The organism is Candidatus Berkiella cookevillensis, from assembly GCF_001431315.2.
GTDB classification, from domain to species: domain Bacteria; phylum Pseudomonadota; class Gammaproteobacteria; order Berkiellales; family Berkiellaceae; genus Berkiella_A; species Berkiella_A cookevillensis.
The window spans coordinates 2,821,273-2,836,842 of sequence record NZ_LKHV02000001.1; the positions used below are offsets into that span (position 1 = coordinate 2,821,273).

17 protein-coding genes are annotated in these 15,570 nt (G+C 38.2%); 5 read left to right on the top strand and 12 right to left on the bottom strand.

Translation table 11 applies throughout. The features are described 5' to 3' along the window. Window positions 1–107: 107 nt before the first annotated feature. Window positions 108–1,058: a prolyl aminopeptidase gene (gene pip, locus CC99x_RS12115; RefSeq protein ID WP_057624320.1), complete on the bottom strand. Its 951-nt coding sequence runs from the start codon at window positions 1,056–1,058 to the stop codon at window positions 108–110. Window positions 1,059–1,448: 390 nt separating this feature from the next. Between pip and CC99x_RS12120 the strand changes: the two genes are divergently transcribed. From CC99x_RS12120 to CC99x_RS12140, 5 genes are all read left to right on the top strand, one after another. Further along, window positions 1,449–2,048, top strand: a complete 600-nt coding sequence (locus CC99x_RS12120) for a hypothetical protein (RefSeq protein ID WP_057624321.1) — start codon at window positions 1,449–1,451, stop codon at window positions 2,046–2,048. A 73-nt stretch (window positions 2,049–2,121) separates the two neighbouring features. After that, on the top strand, window positions 2,122–3,315 hold the full coding sequence (locus tag CC99x_RS12125; protein ID WP_077065392.1) for a tRNA (5-methylaminomethyl-2-thiouridylate)-methyltransferase: 1,194 nt from the start codon (window positions 2,122–2,124) through the stop codon (window positions 3,313–3,315). Then, on the top strand, window positions 3,312–3,536 hold the full coding sequence (locus CC99x_RS12130) for a sulfurtransferase TusA family protein (protein WP_057624322.1): 225 nt from the start codon (window positions 3,312–3,314) through the stop codon (window positions 3,534–3,536). Before CC99x_RS12125 ends, CC99x_RS12130 begins: the two co-directional genes overlap by 4 nt. A gap of 140 nt (window positions 3,537–3,676) precedes the next feature. Next, on the top strand, window positions 3,677–5,086 hold the full coding sequence (gene glnA, locus CC99x_RS12135; protein WP_057624323.1) for a glutamate--ammonia ligase: 1,410 nt from the start codon (window positions 3,677–3,679) through the stop codon (window positions 5,084–5,086). Between the two features lie 247 nt (window positions 5,087–5,333). After that, window positions 5,334–5,885 carry a DUF4124 domain-containing protein gene (locus CC99x_RS12140; RefSeq protein WP_057624324.1) on the top strand — a complete coding sequence of 184 codons (552 nt, stop codon included), beginning with the start codon at window positions 5,334–5,336 and terminating at the stop codon, window positions 5,883–5,885. A gap of 20 nt (window positions 5,886–5,905) precedes the next feature. Here CC99x_RS12140 and CC99x_RS12145 read toward each other — a convergent pair whose 3' ends face one another. From CC99x_RS12145 to CC99x_RS12195, 11 genes are all read right to left on the bottom strand, one after another. After that, entirely contained in the window at window positions 5,906–7,642 is a 1,737-nt protein-coding gene (locus tag CC99x_RS12145) for a hypothetical protein (protein ID WP_057624325.1), read from the bottom strand. A gap of 64 nt (window positions 7,643–7,706) precedes the next feature. Continuing rightward, complete coding sequence (locus tag CC99x_RS12150) at window positions 7,707–8,147, bottom strand: hypothetical protein (protein WP_057624326.1); 441 nt, start codon at window positions 8,145–8,147, stop codon at window positions 7,707–7,709. Then, a complete protein-coding gene (locus CC99x_RS12155; protein ID WP_057624327.1) occupies window positions 8,107–8,844 on the bottom strand; it encodes a PulJ/GspJ family protein in 738 nt (245 codons plus the stop codon). Before CC99x_RS12155 ends, CC99x_RS12150 begins: the two co-directional genes overlap by 41 nt. Further along, a complete protein-coding gene (locus CC99x_RS12160; protein ID WP_057624328.1) occupies window positions 8,834–9,295 on the bottom strand; it encodes a type II secretion system protein in 462 nt (153 codons plus the stop codon). Before CC99x_RS12160 ends, CC99x_RS12155 begins: the two co-directional genes overlap by 11 nt. After that, a complete protein-coding gene (locus tag CC99x_RS12165) occupies window positions 9,285–9,743 on the bottom strand; it encodes a pilus assembly FimT family protein (RefSeq protein ID WP_057624329.1) in 459 nt (152 codons plus the stop codon). The genes CC99x_RS12160 and CC99x_RS12165 overlap by 11 nt, the downstream gene beginning before the upstream one ends. Window positions 9,744–9,771: 28 nt before the next feature. Beyond that, the gene (locus CC99x_RS12170; protein WP_057624330.1) at window positions 9,772–10,311 is read right to left on the bottom strand and encodes a type II secretion system protein; all 540 of its coding nucleotides are present in this window, start codon (window positions 10,309–10,311) and stop codon (window positions 9,772–9,774) included. Between the two features lie 126 nt (window positions 10,312–10,437). Then, window positions 10,438–11,667, bottom strand: a complete 1,230-nt coding sequence (locus CC99x_RS12175; protein WP_057624331.1) for a type II secretion system F family protein — start codon at window positions 11,665–11,667, stop codon at window positions 10,438–10,440. After that, a complete protein-coding gene (locus CC99x_RS12180) occupies window positions 11,624–13,366 on the bottom strand; it encodes a GspE/PulE family protein (RefSeq protein ID WP_057624332.1) in 1,743 nt (580 codons plus the stop codon). The genes CC99x_RS12175 and CC99x_RS12180 overlap by 44 nt, the downstream gene beginning before the upstream one ends. Beyond that, window positions 13,363–13,950 (bottom strand): type II secretion system protein M, encoded by a 588-nt coding sequence (locus CC99x_RS12185; protein ID WP_057624333.1) that lies wholly within the window; start codon window positions 13,948–13,950, stop codon window positions 13,363–13,365. Before CC99x_RS12185 ends, CC99x_RS12180 begins: the two co-directional genes overlap by 4 nt. A 10-nt stretch (window positions 13,951–13,960) precedes the next feature. Beyond that, a complete protein-coding gene (locus CC99x_RS12190) occupies window positions 13,961–14,473 on the bottom strand; it encodes a hypothetical protein (RefSeq protein ID WP_057624334.1) in 513 nt (170 codons plus the stop codon). Next, window positions 14,470–15,420, bottom strand: coding sequence for a hypothetical protein (locus CC99x_RS12195; RefSeq protein ID WP_057624335.1), 951 nt, complete (start codon window positions 15,418–15,420; stop codon window positions 14,470–14,472). The genes CC99x_RS12190 and CC99x_RS12195 overlap by 4 nt, the downstream gene beginning before the upstream one ends. Window positions 15,421–15,570: the final 150 nt, after the last annotated feature.

Genomic DNA, 15,570 nt, shown 5'->3' on the forward strand with positions numbered 1-15,570 from the left:
CGCAGATTCTTTGAGCAGCGCAGTTTACACAGAGGTAAATGAGCAGCACAAAAGGAGCTGCAACAAAGGATCAACGAAAAATGGCATTTTTGAGACAGCTTCTAATTTTATTCGTGATAACGTGCCATAATATTTGTAGCATTCACTAAAGCATCCACAATACCCGGTTCACTCGCAGCATGTCCGGCATCTCGAATGACATGCAGTTCCGTTCTTTGCCATGCCTTATGCAATTGCACAGCATTGTCTAAAGGACAGATCATGTCATAACGTCCATGCACAATAATACCTGGTATATTTTCTAGCTTTGCAGCATCTCTTAGAATAGCATTTGGCTCAATAAAGCATTGATTCATAAAATAATGCGTCTCTATACGTGCCAAGCTAATGGCAGTATGTGGCTCTGTGAAACGATTAAATACTGTTTTACATGGATTTAATGTTGCACATTGCCCTTCCCATTGCGCCCAATGCTTTGCCGCCCCCATACGCGCTAACTCATCCTCACAGTTTAACAACGCATGATAGGCTTTAATGATCTCGCTTCTGTCTTTTTCAGGGATAGGAAGTATAAATTCTTCCCAGTAGTCAGGAAAAACATAACGCGCCCCTTCTTGATAGAACCAACGCAGATCTTCTTCGCGACATAGAAAAATACCACGTAAAACCATACCTGTAACACGCTCAGCATGTGCTTGTGCATATAATAAAGCCAAAGACGAACCCCAAGAGCCACCGAATAACATCCAACGCTCTATCCCTAAATGCATGCGAATCTTTTCTATATCACTTATCAATATCTGGGTTGTATTATTGTTTAACTCACCATGTGGCTCAGAGCGTCCACAACCACGTTGATCGAATAAGATAATCCTGTATCGCTCGGGATCAAAATAACGTCTATCGTCCACAGAACAACCGGCACCCGGGCCCCCATGAATAAACAAGACCGGCAAGCCATTGGGATCTCCACATTCTTCTACATATATAATATGAGGTGCATCTAGCTCTAAGCGATGCTGAGCGAAAGGTTTGATCGGCGGGTATAATGTTTTCACTTTGAAAGTCCTTAGCTGATGCACACTAATATAGAAATGATGCTAACACGAATGGTTGATCGCTTACACAGCACCTGGATATAAACGCTAGGCATACTATTGTTGGTATGCGAAACTAACATTGTCAATCTCCAACCGACCATATTCGGATTTGCCTGGGACCCCTCCCGGGCATTTTTTTCTCTGACACAAAAAAATCTTCCGTTTTTACTTACAATCTCATCCTATAACGACTCACATCTCACTGTCATTTGCGACTGTATTTCCATACGCTCTTTTCTCAATGCACCTGCACATATTATCAACTATTTTAAGAATAAGGACAGTTAAGAGTCCCAAAACTTAAGTTATCTATGTTTACAACGATAATAGAATAGAGGGAAAATAGAAATGAGTGAGGTCAGTATGCGTTCCTTATTATTACACCCTACATCTATAGCACAATGGCAAGGATTAATTCACGAAGCACAGAAAAGTCTTTCTATTGCTTTAAATACCGAACTTGAAGCTTATTTAGTGTTTTTACTCATGCGCTTTACGCAACAGCCAGAAGTTGCCCACAGTGTCCTTGGACTCGATTTTTTAGAGGGTACGCAACACATCAAAGCCAACCAAATCGATCTCTTGCGCAATGTTGGCGATAAATGCTTATTATTTGCCGGTTTATTCCCCGATCGTGCCTACAAACGCAGGGTAAGCCAGTATTATTTCATTAAATTAGGCAAAAGCGCTTATTTGAATTTATCAGAAAACAGCATCAATTCACAGCAAGCCACCTTGTTTGCAACATTGTGCACACAATTTCTCTTACTCACCGATATTTTGCAGGCAACACGCGAAATCTCTCAGCCAAACCAAGACTTAATGAAAGTAATTGAGCGCTGGCATACAACAGGCAGCCCCTTATCCTTACAAAATATTCAAAAAGCGACTCAAGGATTACCCAGTTTGCCACAAGCAAACAACGGCCCAAAAAAGTCTGTTCACTAAATAGTCTGGAAACAAAGGCCAAAAGCCTTTATACTGCTGCCTTTGATTTTGATAAAAGTTAGTATTCGATCTTATGACGCAGTATAAAGCGCTTGCTCTCATATCAGGGGGTTTAGACTCTCTGCTTGCCGCCAAAACCATCCAAGCTCAAGGCATACATGTGGAAGGTATTAATTTCTATACCGGCTTTTGTGTGGAAGGTCACACACATGCGATACGCAAAAAAGATCAAGTAAAAATGAAACGCAATAATGCGCTTTGGGTTGCCGAAACACTGAATATCCCTTTACACATCATGGATGTCGTCGAAGAATATAAACAAGTCGTCTATCAGCCAAAATTTGGATATGGAAAACATCTCAATCCCTGTCTTGATTGTAAAGTATTCATGGTGGGTAAAGCCCATGAATGGATTCTTGAACATGGTTTTGATTTCATTATTACCGGCGAAGTAATTGGGCAACGCCCCAAATCTCAGCGTCGTGATACCATGAATGTTGTTCAGAAACACTCAGGTGCCCAAGATCGATTATTAAGACCTTTATCTGCTAAATTTTTCCCACCAACCTTACCCGAACGAATGGGCTGGGTAGACAGAGATAAGCTCTTTGATATTCATGGTCGAGGCCGTAGTCGCCAATTAGAAATGGCCAAAAACCTTGGCATCACTGATTTCGCACAACCTGCTGGCGGTTGCTGTTTTTTAACGGATAAATACTATTCTGCAAAACTCTTAGATTTATGGCAGGCTAACGGCACCAAGCAGTATGAATTAGATGACATCATGCTTCTTAAGATTGGCCGACATTTGCGCCCTAAACCCCATTTTAAATTAATACTAGGTAGAGAAGAAGGTGAAAATAACTTCTTATCAGGCTACAGAAAACAGTTCACACACATGAACCCCCAAAACTGTCTAGGGCCTTTCGGACTCATTGATGGTGTCTTAAAAGATGACAGTGATTATGAACTCGCCGCTAAAATATTATCGCGTTTCTGCAAACCCAAACGCGAGCTATCTACGCACGAAGATGCAGTGGGAATAGAAAAAGCAGAGACATGCCCAGAGATATGCATTGAATTTACACATACGACTGGAGAGAAAAAACAACTTCGCGTCTGCCCCTTCACAGAAGTCGATATTCCTAAGTTCTGGTATGTGGAACAGAATTTATCTTCTCAACATGACACTATTCCAACACAGATACAAGTTAATTCATTGCTGAATGAATATTCAAATGAACATCCAGAAGAATTTTTAGAATGACCACTCATACACTTGATGCACGTCGCTTATTGTGCCCGATGCCTGTAATAAAATTACAGAACCTCGTTAAAAACTGTCAAAGCGGCGATCGTATCGAGATCACTTGTACCGATCCAGGCACACAGCAAGATATTCCCATGTGGTGCAAAATATTCAAACATGAAGTTAGTATTGTTTCAGAAAATAATAGCGAATGGTTATTTGTAATCATAGTTAATTAACATTGGTATCCTTGCTTCCTTTATTCATGCTTTACAAGCTTTCTTAAAAGAATAATATAAAGCCAAAAGAGAATCATATTTCACCCATACTGCAGTTGCGTTAAGATGTGTCTTTTCAAATCTTAAGTAGGTGGATGGTCATGTCGATTCAAACCGTATTAGAAATGATACAGAAACACGAAGTTAAATTTGTTGATATGCGCTTTACAGATACCCTCGGTAAAGAGCAACACGTTTCTGTTCCTGTCAGCCAAGTGACTGAGCAGTTTTTATCAGAAGGGAAAATGTTTGACGGTTCTTCTATCGCTGGATGGCAAGGCATTAATGATTCTGACATGATTTTATTGGCAGATCCTGATACCGCTGTTTTAGATCCTTTCAGAGAAGACGTCACTTTAAATTTAATCTGTGACATCCATAACCCTTCTACTTTACAAAATTACACAAAAGATCCTCGCTCGTTAGCACGACGCGCAGAACAATTCTTAAAATCTACAGGCATTGCAGATACTGCTTATTTTGGTCCTGAACCTGAATTTTTCATTTTGGATGATGTCCGATGGAAAATAGGTATGAATGGTGCATTCTACGCGATTGATTCCAATGAAGCTGCCTGGAATTCTGAACGCTCAGAACAAGGTGGTAATTTAGGACACCGGCCTTCTGTCAAAGGTGGTTACTTCCCAGTTCCTCCTGTTGATTCTTCACAAGATCTTCGCTCTGAAATCTGTTTAACGCTTGAGCAAATGGGCTTAATTGTTGAAACACACCACCATGAAGTAGCAACAGCCAACCAATGCGAAATTGGTATTCAATTTAATACCCTTGTTAAAAAAGCAGATGAATTACAAATTCTAAAATACGTTGTACATAATGTTGCCCACGCCTACGGAAAAACAGCAACCTTTATGCCTAAACCACTAGTTGGTGATAATGGAAGCGGTATGCACTGCCATATCTCTCTGGCAAAAGACGGCAGAAATCTATTCAGTGGCGATGGTTATGCAGGCCTATCTGAAACAGCGCTCTTTTTCATGGGCGGTATTTTAAAGCATGCAAAAGCATTGAATGCCTTTACCAATGCAACCACCAACAGCTACAAACGTCTCGTTCCTGGTTACGAAGCGCCTGTTTATTTGGCCTATTCAGCACGTAATCGTTCTGCTTCTATTCGAATTCCTTATACAACGTCACCTAAAGCACGCCGTATAGAGATTAGATTCCCTGATGCAGCAACGAATCCTTATTTCTCATTTGCAGCCATGCTCATGGCCGGTATCGATGGCATCAAAAATCAAATCCACCCTGGTGAACCAATGGATAAAGATTTATATAATCTGCCACCTGAAGAAGCCGCTGAATTATCTACTGTTGCAGCCAATTTACAAGAAGCTTTAGATTGTTTACAAAAGGACCACCAATTCTTAAAAGAAGGCGGTGTATTTACCGACGATCTCATTCAAAGCTATATCAAGCTCAAACAAGAAGAAGTTCTGCGTTTGGCAATGACCACACATCCCATTGAGTTTGAGATGTACTATAGTCTCTAATAAGTTCTTATATAGTCTACACACATGAACTTGCAGGAGGCATCAAGTACCCCCTGAAAGCTCATGTGCTGTGACTATACCCACAACAGATGATTCGTCGGTTAGGCGGCAAGCGTTCGAGCAATAGGAGTGTATACAAAATACATGACTATTGTGAGATACGCGAAGCCAACAACACCGACATTGTGCCCTTTTACGGGTAAGATTCATCTGTGAAGGGTATATATCATCAAAGAGCGTTACTACTATGCAAAATTTTATGCTTTCTACTCTCATACTGATCTTTAGCTTTAGCGTCTATGCGTCTTCTGTACCTATTTATAAGTCAAAAGATGAAAAAGGTAATATTAGTTACAGTGATAAAAAAGCCACATCTCAAAATGAAGCTTTGCATCTACCTCCTTTATCCACCTATACTTCTCCCTCCCTTCCTGTGGACAGCTCTGACAACAATGCTGCGCCCCTGTTGCCCATAAAAACAAGCGTTCAAGCGTACAAGATGGTATTTATTGCACCTAAAAATGACCATATTTTTACGCATGAAATAGACAGTATTGAAATTAGTTTATTGCTAGAACCCAGCCTACAGGCAGATGATAGAATTATATTAAAAGCAAATGGTAATGCTTTAGGTGGATTTCGTGATAACCCCAATTTTAAAATTGATCGCTTAGACAGAGGTAGCTATAAGCTTCAGGCTTTTGTTTATTCAAAATCAAATCTCCAAAAGCCTAAGGGACAAACAGAAATCATTACTATCTATCAAATCAGAGAAATGATTCGAAAAAAAGCACCTTAGCGTTTAATGATCCGCCCTTGTTACATCACATAACAGCCGTTTGCTCGAGGTTTATCGGACTCTTCTTCTGACAAATCATCTCCACTCTGACGTAGATCTAAGACAGCATCTAATTGCTGCGCCAGCCTTGATCCATCTGGATCATCCTCTTCAAGTCGAAAATCAGATTGACCACGAATCAGAGCATTGAGACGATCGTATCCGGGTGTAAAAAGGGGCGAAGAGAATGGCAGTAAAGCATCACGTCGGCGCAGACTCGGTAAGCCTACAAATCTTGTTCTTCTTTCCTCGCTGACCGAATCATCTGCAATAAAAGAGGAAGAAGAGGAAGAGGATGGTAAAGACACAGTTTGTGAACTTGAATGAGGTGAGTGTTCGATTTCTGGGAGTGACTCTTCTAGGCTCAGACTATTTAATAAAGGAATTTGAGGCAATAAGAAGGAATAGCTTGCCAACAAGGGCATGGGTATTCTTGAACGCCCTGTTAATAAAGATAATGAAATGGGTGACATTGTGCTTGAATGAGTCACATGAGAACGAGAAGGAGAGACCATATCTTCAATGGTTGCTTTCACAAGTGCTGATTGCGTAGTCTGGTAAAGCGCATACAATTGATGCGGTTCATTACATTCTTTGTCCAACAACTTTTGTACAATAACGTCTTCAGGTAAATTTAAACAGAGTAATGATTCGGGTAATGGAAATACAACCTCATAAATATTGATCTGGTGCCCCATCGCATAAGCAATAATGACAAACTCAATTGCTTCAGTGATCAATCTTAAGATCTCTTGCTCACCCATCTCGGCACGCTTCTCAGTATTGAAAATAAATTTGATCAATCCAGCATTGCGTCCTTGAGGATCCATATTAAAGCGATATATTTCTGCTAATTCTCTATTAAGTTCGAAATTATTACTAATTCGGCTTCTTTTTTTAAGAATATTCACTAAAGCAACACCCAAATCAGCTGCGCTAAATTTTTTCTCTAGATTTACTAACCAAAACTCGATCCAACCTTTAACATGTGTCAAGCAGCCTTCCTGCACTTGATTACGTGCCAGTTTAACCTCTTGAATGCGCTCTTCTAACCATTGCTGCTTTTCTCCATCTACTGTCTTCTGATAAGAGACTAATTCTCTTAATAATAAATCATAATTGAAAAAATCATTTCTTCTATAAGAACGACATTCAACCGTACTAAACCAAAGCTCTGTAAAATTCATATAAAAACGCATGCTGTCTTGATCTAAAGTAGACCATAGATTCAGTATCCCTGCGAAAATATTTTTCATAAAAAAATGATAATGATCAAAAGGTATAATCCGAATATCACCATCATTCTCTGAACTTTGAGCATGCTGCGACAAACGTTGATAATGCTCAGTGAGCGGATGGGCAGCGATGTTATTCCAACTTTTAATCAATTTTGCAACAATTTCATCATGCACCTCATCATCAATCATATCGCTGATATGATTTTTCAGATTCTCAATAATGGCTTTATCACCCTCCAAAAAAAGACCTGGTTTCAACCCAATTTTCTCGGACAAAGCAAAGACAATATGTGCTTGAATTAAATCGCTTAGGAGTGGCAATAATGATCGTGAAATACGCAAAGATCGTAGCATCGGCTCAAAGTCATCAATCAAAAAAGAGTTAATATATCCAAAGTGATCGATCAAAAATAATTGCTTTTTTTGTGACGTGCGTGAGCAATCAATCGGCTTAACGTTTTTATAGGTGCCGGTTATCATAGTAGCGTTCCTTCGCTTTGTGACTATATTTTGTTATACCAATCTTCAATTAAGCTTGGCAACCCTATGGTTTCTCAATCCATTTATAAGAAACGTAGCTTATATAATCACTTTCTCCAACGCTGCCGTGCGTCGCAATTGCTTTAAGAGAAATACCCCTTGGTATTTGACTCGTTTCAGCAGTAGTGTTTGCTGCGTCACAAGAAACATCAACATGAAATCCTTGTAAGGCACCCATTTCTTTAGTAAAAGTAAGGCTTTGGGCTGGACATTTATGGGGTTCTCGCTCATAACTGCGAGTCGCTATTTCCAAAGCACTTACTGTAGCCAAGTTAGCGCGCGCTTCCAGTAAGGACAAATATATGTTTTTCTGAGAAAGCTTTGTAAAATGAAATCCCATCATGGTAATTGCAGCAATGATTAATAGCACAAAAATGGCTATCAATAATGCAAAACCAGGCTGATTATTCTTGAAAAATGATTTGTTGCACAAAAGTATAGTCATTTTCAGTATCGATACGTTGCACTAAATTTATATTAAGCGTTTTATAGCCCTTATACCAATTAAATTTACAATCTGTTAAATGACTTATTAAAGCAGGCTCTCCATTATCAAGATCTTCTCTAATTAATTTTCTAACTAATGTCTGTGTTTCTCGCGAAAAATCGATACTGTACTCAGGGGATAGCATATAGATCACAGCCCAATTAGAATGATTTAATTCATTCTTATCATTGCGACTCAACTCAAAACTCAAGATCAGATTATGCGCTTGATTATTCATCTGTACGTCCAGGATAATCGTAGGGTGAGATGCCACAGCTATCGCAGCCATAGCCTTTAAAGCCTGCCCTTCTATGTTTAATGACTCGGGTATTTTCACTGCCCAACCTTGCTCAACTTTTTGGAGATAGGCTCCACCATGATAAAGAATCTTACGATATCGAATGGATGATTTGTCTGCATTTATCGCCATAGAATAAGGGTAAGCTGAGGATAACTCCGCACTTAAAAAATCACTGGCATGCGATAAGATAGAATATGTCATATGATTTTGTCGCACTGCTGTGAAGGCATTAGAAAAGCTTAAACTCAGCAGAATAAACACTTTCATTGTGATGGCCAACACAATCAGTGCCAAAAGCATCTCAATCAGTGTGAAGCCATGCACACTTTTAGGAAATACGTTATTAGCTTTCATGATAACTTTGTAATTTACTAAAGTAAAAAGAATGGCCTCTTTTGTCCTTCAAACAAAGATTCCATAAATGAAAGACATTTTGCTGCAAGTGCACAGGCTGTTTTTGAAAGTAAATAGAAAATTCGTGGTAACTGGCATCTTGATAAAAAGGCAATAAATCTACCACTTGCGCTTTATAGAGCGATTGGCAATCACTCTCAGAACGAGAGGCAGGAGCACTAAAAATAGCTAAGCAATGATTATCTAACTTTATTTCTTTATCAATCTCCATTAAATGAAAAAGACTAAAGGCTATCTGCACTGCTTGCTTCTCAATCAGTGGCTGAGTGCCTATTTTTAGCATATACAAAAATCCCTGATAAGCACCAGAAAAGGTAATACCCACTATCACAATAGCAAATATCAATTCGATCAGCGTCACACCGCTTTGTGCTCGGTAATTAATAAACATAAGAAGTCTGTCCATCAATAGAAATGACTTGTCCACCAATACGGTACTGTATCTCATCTTTGTTTTTGTCTTTATCTAAAATCAACACACTGCCATCTGGGTTGAACTGTACTTGTTCGGGACAAATCATTTTCAAGCTTGGAGAGATAGACACAACATCTATATGATTTATATTGTGTGGTGTTTTCGTCAAAGGATCTAAGCGCATCACCGTCATAGTATGCTGTTTGACATCACATCTAACCAAGATGCTGTGTTTGCTCTGACGTGCAAAGGAAGCGGCAGCATTTAACAAGGTGTAAATTTCATCACTCACTGTATGCGCATGAAAACGATTATAAGTAGAAGAAAAAGAAAAGCCTACGATACCCAAGATCGCAGTAATGATAAGAACCAACATCATTTCTAGTAAGGAATAGCCATCTGCTGCCTTGTTTGAAGAACACATTATTATCTACCTGCAGCATAAAAATATTCTATTGGTATAATACCTCGCCCGTATTCGCTTTATATTTTATGAAATTTTTAGAATTCTTATAAGTATAGATACACTCGTTATTGCCCATTGCCTTAGCACAAAAGTCACCACTACTACACTTACCGTTTGCGTCTGCGGGAATCACTGTTACACCAGAAAGATTAATCACATGCGTTAGAATCTCACTACACGCATCATGTCCTGCCTCACCTTCATTATTGATATCAGAAAGTGCAGTATTACCATCTCCACTGATACCAATGGGAAATCCCTTGGCATTAAAAATAGTCTCTGGCGTACCGTCTTCATCCATATCCAAATAAGCTTGCTTATTTGAACTTAATTCCCATTTTGTTTTTGCAATCAGAAGCCCTGTACTAAAAGCGCCACCTGTGCTTTTTACCACTGCTACTTCGGCCTCTTGAGTGACGTTTAGAAATCTTGGTAGAGCAACAGCTGCCAACATACTAAGCAACACCACAACAATCACTAATTCAATTAATGTAAAGCCTTTGGCATCAAAATGATATAGACGCATCGCCGTACTTACCTTATACATAAACCCTTCACAGCTGGATATCATGTACTTAACGCTTTTTTAGTTAAGCACATAGTTAAATATAGATCTCATCTATAGACTCTATCGTACAATCATGGCAAATCATTAATATTTTCCAAGTGCCACTGATGAAATGTCCCACATGGGTAAAAAAACACCTAAGGCTAATAACAACACAAAGCCAGCAACAAAAGTAATCAGCATTGGCTCCATTCGCCCCGAGAGTTCGCTCACACGATATTGAATTTCCTTTTGATAATAAACAGCAACGCCTTCTAATGCTTCTGCTAAAGTACCTGTTTGTTCTCCCATTAAAATCATCTGCATTACCAATGGTTCAAATAAAGCACTATGCTTAATAGCCAATGCAAAAGACTCTCCCAACTCTATTCTGGTACGAATTTTATCAATCTCGCTGGCAAAAAACTGATTATCTGACACAGAAGAGATCGTTTGTATTGCAGATAACATAGGAACTTGTGCGTGCAATGCATTTGCTAATTGCAGACAAAAGCGACACACCCAAATTTTAGCTAAGATTCCTCCGACAAAGGGAATATGAAACTTTAATCTATCAAAAAATAACTTCCCAGATACCTTTGTATTCGCATAGCGGATAGCACCCAATATAACTAATATTGCCAACAATAAAAAATGGCTATAATGCATAAAAAAATAAGAGGATTGCATTAACACCTGTGTTTGCCATGGCAACTTTGCGGAAAAAGCAGAGAAAAATTGTTGAAAAGAGGGCACCACAACCCAGTTAACAATCAAAATAGCTACAATGATAAAAAACATCACAACCAGAGGATATCGAATAGCTTGCCATATTTGTCTTCTTGTTTTAATCTCTTCTTCATAATGATTTTTGATCTGTTCAAAAGCATAAGCCATATTACTGGTCTTTTCTCCCATTGCAATCAATGAAATCGGGTATCCACCAAAAATAAAGTGATAACTATGAAAGGCATCTGTGATTGAAAAGCCAGACTCAAGATTAAAGATGATATTCTGCAAAATAGAGACAAATTTCTTGTTGCTATGCGTACTACAAATAGAACGTAAACCATCTATCATTGGTATATTAGAGCGAGCAATACTGTACAGTTGAGAAAAAAACAAACTCAGCTCATCCAAAGGGATCTTATCCTTAATAAACAGGCTACCGGAAATCGACTGTTTAATTTTATCTTCTGTTTCCATACGAATATGATGAGGCTTAATACCCATAGATAACAATTTCATTGCAGCCTCTGATTTTGAAACTGCCATAATCATGCCTTGCAATTTATTGCCTTTCTGATTTATGCCGTGATAATGATAGTTTTTCATGTGTATCTATAGCATCCATATCAATCTCAACACTTAAGTGCAATGCCTCAGACAATGTAACTACGCCTTCTATGGCATATCGAAGGGCTTGCTCAATCAACGATTGATGCGCAACAGCTTCACGCGCATATAAAGTATAAAACTCAAAATCATTGCTCCGTAGTGCAGAAGCTATTTTGTCATTAATAGATAAAATTTCATAAATACCCACTCTTCCTTTATATCCCAACATATTGCAAGCGGAGCATCCAACACCTTTATAAAATCGTATCTCTTTGTAGTTAATTGAAAAATTATTTTTTATCCAGTTTTCTTCATCCAAATCTGGCTTTACCATTTTTTTACATTTTTCACAAATCCGCTTCAATAATCTTTGCGCAACAATCAGCTTAACACTGCTTGCAATCAGATAGGACGGCACACCCATATCAACCAGTCGTATAGGTGCAGAGATTGCATCGTAAGTATGCACTGTTGAGAATACAAGATGCCCTGTTAAGGCTGCTTTTAGCGCAATATCCGCCGTTTGTAGATCTCTAATCTCTCCAACCAAGATAATATCTGGATCATGTCTTAAGACTGAGCGCAAAATGGTTGCAAAATCTAAACCTATTTTAGGCTGCACTTGTATCTGATTCACACGGGGAATGAGATATTCTACCGGATCTTCAACTGTAATAATTTTTTTCTCTGGTGTGTTTATCGCAGCAAGTGCTGAATATAAAGTTGTTGTCTTACCACTACCTGTCGGTCCACAGACAAGAACCATGCCATGAGGAAAATAAATATGTTTCTTAAAAATACTTAAGGCAGAATCACTCATACCTAAGCTTTCAAGCCGTAAAATGCCCATGGTCTTATCTAACAATCGCATCACAACTGCTTCTTGGTTGTTCAATGCAATAATAGCAACCCGAACGTCAATTTCTCTTTCCTGAATGACAATGCTAAAACGCCCATCTTGCGGCAACCGATGTTCAGAAATATCTAAATTTGCCATTAATTTTATACGCAAAATTAAAGAAGGGAAGACTGTCTTTTGATGAATGATCTGTTCTGATAAAATACCATCTATGCGATGTCTAATGCGAAAAAAATTATCACCAGGTTCCAAATGAATATCAGACGCTCGATTTAGATAAGCTTCTTCAAGGATGGAATATAATAATTTCTTGATGGGTGTGCTCTCAAGTATTTCTTGATATTCAGCAACACTTTCTGCTTGTCGCATCGTAAATTCTATCTCACCCGCAGCATTTTTTATTTCAACTGATTTTTTATATACAGTGTTTAAAAGATCAATGATATCATTCTCTTGTGCAACGGCGAGTCGAATTGTCTTTTTTAATTTTGCACTGATCTGATCGTAAGCTAATATATCGGTTGGATCTGAAGTCACAACCAAGTATGAATCATTCAGCAGATCAATAGGGAGCATTTTATATCTACGCGATAATATTTCTGGCAATAACCCAACAATCTCTTTTTTTACACGATAATGTTTTAAATCAATAAAGGGTAGATTTAACTGATCGGCCAAAAAAGATAATAAATGCTCTTCAGACAGTATATTTTTTTCAATAAGAATAGCACCTAATCTTTGTCCAGTCTGTTTTTGTACCGACAAAGCCACACTTAAGTCTTCTGGGCTAATAACTTTTTGTTCAACCAATAAATCTCCCAGCTTTATTTTTTTCATGGCTTTTCCTCTTGGGAGCGGTCGGACACAGTCGCAATATGATACCGAGAAACGGTCACATAGATATCTGCCTGAGGGAATTTTTTAATCTTGTATTTAAAATCATCAAAACGCATGAAAAATGGCAATGCTTGTAGCTCAGTTATATATTTAAGCATCACCGGATATTCTCCCATCAGATGTATCTGATAGCTTTCTAAAGGACTAGGCACTTCCTCTTTTGCGGATTTTGGCATAATACTTTCAAGCGAAATCAATTCTAAACCAGGCGTTTGTAATAATTTATCTAACAACAACGCGTTTTTTCTATCCTTAGCAACCGCATTTATTTCTTCCGAGATTAAATTATCTTGCGAAGTGTTTTTTTCTGATTTAGAAATTTTTTTTAATTGTTTGAGCAATAGTGCTTGTTCAGATAAAGCATTTGCTAACAATTGATGGCTAAGTGCTTTTTCTTTTGACAAAGGCTCTATAACAAAAGAAAAACTCAGCAATAGAACAGCAACCATTCCTGTGATCAACAGCAATATCTTTTCTCGCTTATTGAGCTGTTCTATCTTCTTCAACACTGTCTGATGGTTCATGATACGCTTATCACTCTGCTTCTATGCTAAAGGCAACGTGCTTGGTTTGTGGATTGATACTTTTTATTTTTATCTTAAATGGCCTGTCTTCAAAAGGCGTCCATTTATCAACAATTTTGGTTACAAGACTTGGATGTAAGGCTTTCCCCTCGATCAATATTTTCTGTCCTTCTTGAATATGAATATAATCAATTGTAGTACCCTGCACATAATTCTTAGCGATTTGGTTCAAATACTTTGTTAAATGAATAGATGGATAGGCGGAATGCGATGCAACTTTATCCGAGTCGACAGCAGAATTTGCCAATGTGCGACTCAAAGTTTGTATCTTATCTTTAATGATTTTATTTTGTGTTTGCGCTGCTTCAACATACCTATTTATTTCATGTAATTTATTTTTCTGTATGAGCGCCCAAAAAAGGAGTATAAGAAAAGTAACGACCCACACAGTGACGATCAACATTGCTCGTGTTAGCGGTGGCGAAACGGCAGTTGTTGTTAGAAAATTAATATTTTGCTTCACGATATCACCCCACTCATCGCACCATAAGCAAATACAAATTTTGCATCTATATTTTTTTCCTGGATATTTTCATCCATTAAAATAGATTTAATCTTTATACCCAGTATTTCTTCTATCTTGGGAAAATCAATCGTTAAATGCATATCATCATACAACAATATCTGGCTGACATTGGGCTGTACAATTTTACTGGTACAAAAATCAATGGTTCTGTGAATTTCAACACATAAATCATTATAGAAAGCTTCTGCTTCTATTTTTTCTTGCAAAAATTTGTATTTAGCCACAGAAATATCTAACTGTCTTAGCAAATATATTTCTTTATTTCTCACGATCACTATCTCAGCCATGTCCGGCCGCAACACAATCATCATCACACCTGTTAGAGCATCCTGATCACACAATAAATGTTTGATTGTATTTTGCCAGATGTCTATTTGAGCGATATTTATTTTGCAGTCTGCAGCCCAAGCCTGATAATGCGCAATAACTTCTTTGTGCACCGCAAAAGCATAAATCATTTTTTTAGTTTGCATTGTATTTTTAGCTGGTAACTCTATATATTCAATCACTGCATCTTCTGCAGGATAATCTAAAAAATCTGTCAGCCCCCACTGAATCGCTTCTTTTTTGTATTTTTCTTCTGTATCAATGTCGTCAATCAGGAAATACTGGTATTTTTTCGGGTCTAAAATGATAGTGGCAGGTGCCGTGTCCAATTGATTCTTAATAAGATGGGTTCTAATAGCGCGTTTACTCGCTGCATCAAAAGGATGTTCAAACGAAAACATTTCTACTGCCTCATGAGAGACAGGCTGGGTGTCACGAGCACTGCCCAGCAGAAGATCATCGTTTAAACAAAGCCCCACTTTTTTTGGCTTTGATATTTTGAGCCACGGCTCCAAGACAGGCGATCGAATCAGGATGGCCCATGGTTGCATTAACATCTTGTATTATATCCAGTTACAGAAACAGCTATGGTTAATACAACTATTAGCCATATTATTGATTCTGACAAGTTATCGTCTTCGCCTTCTTACAAGCCTCATGTATTTTCATTCAACGAAATTAAAAATTTAATGTTTTTGGATTCTGTC

Bases quoted from the DNA above. Each gene is read 5' to 3' on its own strand.
- CC99x_RS12120 (WP_057624321.1), top strand. From the start codon at position 1,449: ATGAGTGAGGTCAGTATGCGTTCCTTATTATTACACCCTACATCTATA.
- CC99x_RS12125 (WP_077065392.1), top strand. From the start codon at position 2,122: ATGACGCAGTATAAAGCGCTTGCTCTCATATCAGGGGGTTTAGACTCT.
- CC99x_RS12130 (WP_057624322.1), top strand. From the start codon at position 3,312: ATGACCACTCATACACTTGATGCACGTCGCTTATTGTGCCCGATGCCT.
- glnA (WP_057624323.1), top strand. From the start codon at position 3,677: ATGTCGATTCAAACCGTATTAGAAATGATACAGAAACACGAAGTTAAA.
- CC99x_RS12140 (WP_057624324.1), top strand. From the start codon at position 5,334: ATGCAAAATTTTATGCTTTCTACTCTCATACTGATCTTTAGCTTTAGC.
- CC99x_RS12145 (WP_057624325.1), bottom strand. From the start codon at position 7,642: ATGATAACCGGCACCTATAAAAACGTTAAGCCGATTGATTGCTCACGC.
- CC99x_RS12150 (WP_057624326.1), bottom strand. From the start codon at position 8,147: ATGACTATACTTTTGTGCAACAAATCATTTTTCAAGAATAATCAGCCT.
- CC99x_RS12155 (WP_057624327.1), bottom strand. From the start codon at position 8,844: ATGAAAGCTAATAACGTATTTCCTAAAAGTGTGCATGGCTTCACACTG.
- CC99x_RS12160 (WP_057624328.1), bottom strand. From the start codon at position 9,295: ATGTTTATTAATTACCGAGCACAAAGCGGTGTGACGCTGATCGAATTG.
- CC99x_RS12165 (WP_057624329.1), bottom strand. From the start codon at position 9,743: ATGTGTTCTTCAAACAAGGCAGCAGATGGCTATTCCTTACTAGAAATG.
- CC99x_RS12170 (WP_057624330.1), bottom strand. From the start codon at position 10,311: ATGCGTCTATATCATTTTGATGCCAAAGGCTTTACATTAATTGAATTA.
- CC99x_RS12175 (WP_057624331.1), bottom strand. From the start codon at position 11,667: ATGAAAAACTATCATTATCACGGCATAAATCAGAAAGGCAATAAATTG.
- CC99x_RS12180 (WP_057624332.1), bottom strand. From the start codon at position 13,366: ATGAAAAAAATAAAGCTGGGAGATTTATTGGTTGAACAAAAAGTTATT.
- CC99x_RS12185 (WP_057624333.1), bottom strand. From the start codon at position 13,950: ATGAACCATCAGACAGTGTTGAAGAAGATAGAACAGCTCAATAAGCGA.
- CC99x_RS12195 (WP_057624335.1), bottom strand. From the start codon at position 15,420: ATGTTAATGCAACCATGGGCCATCCTGATTCGATCGCCTGTCTTGGAG.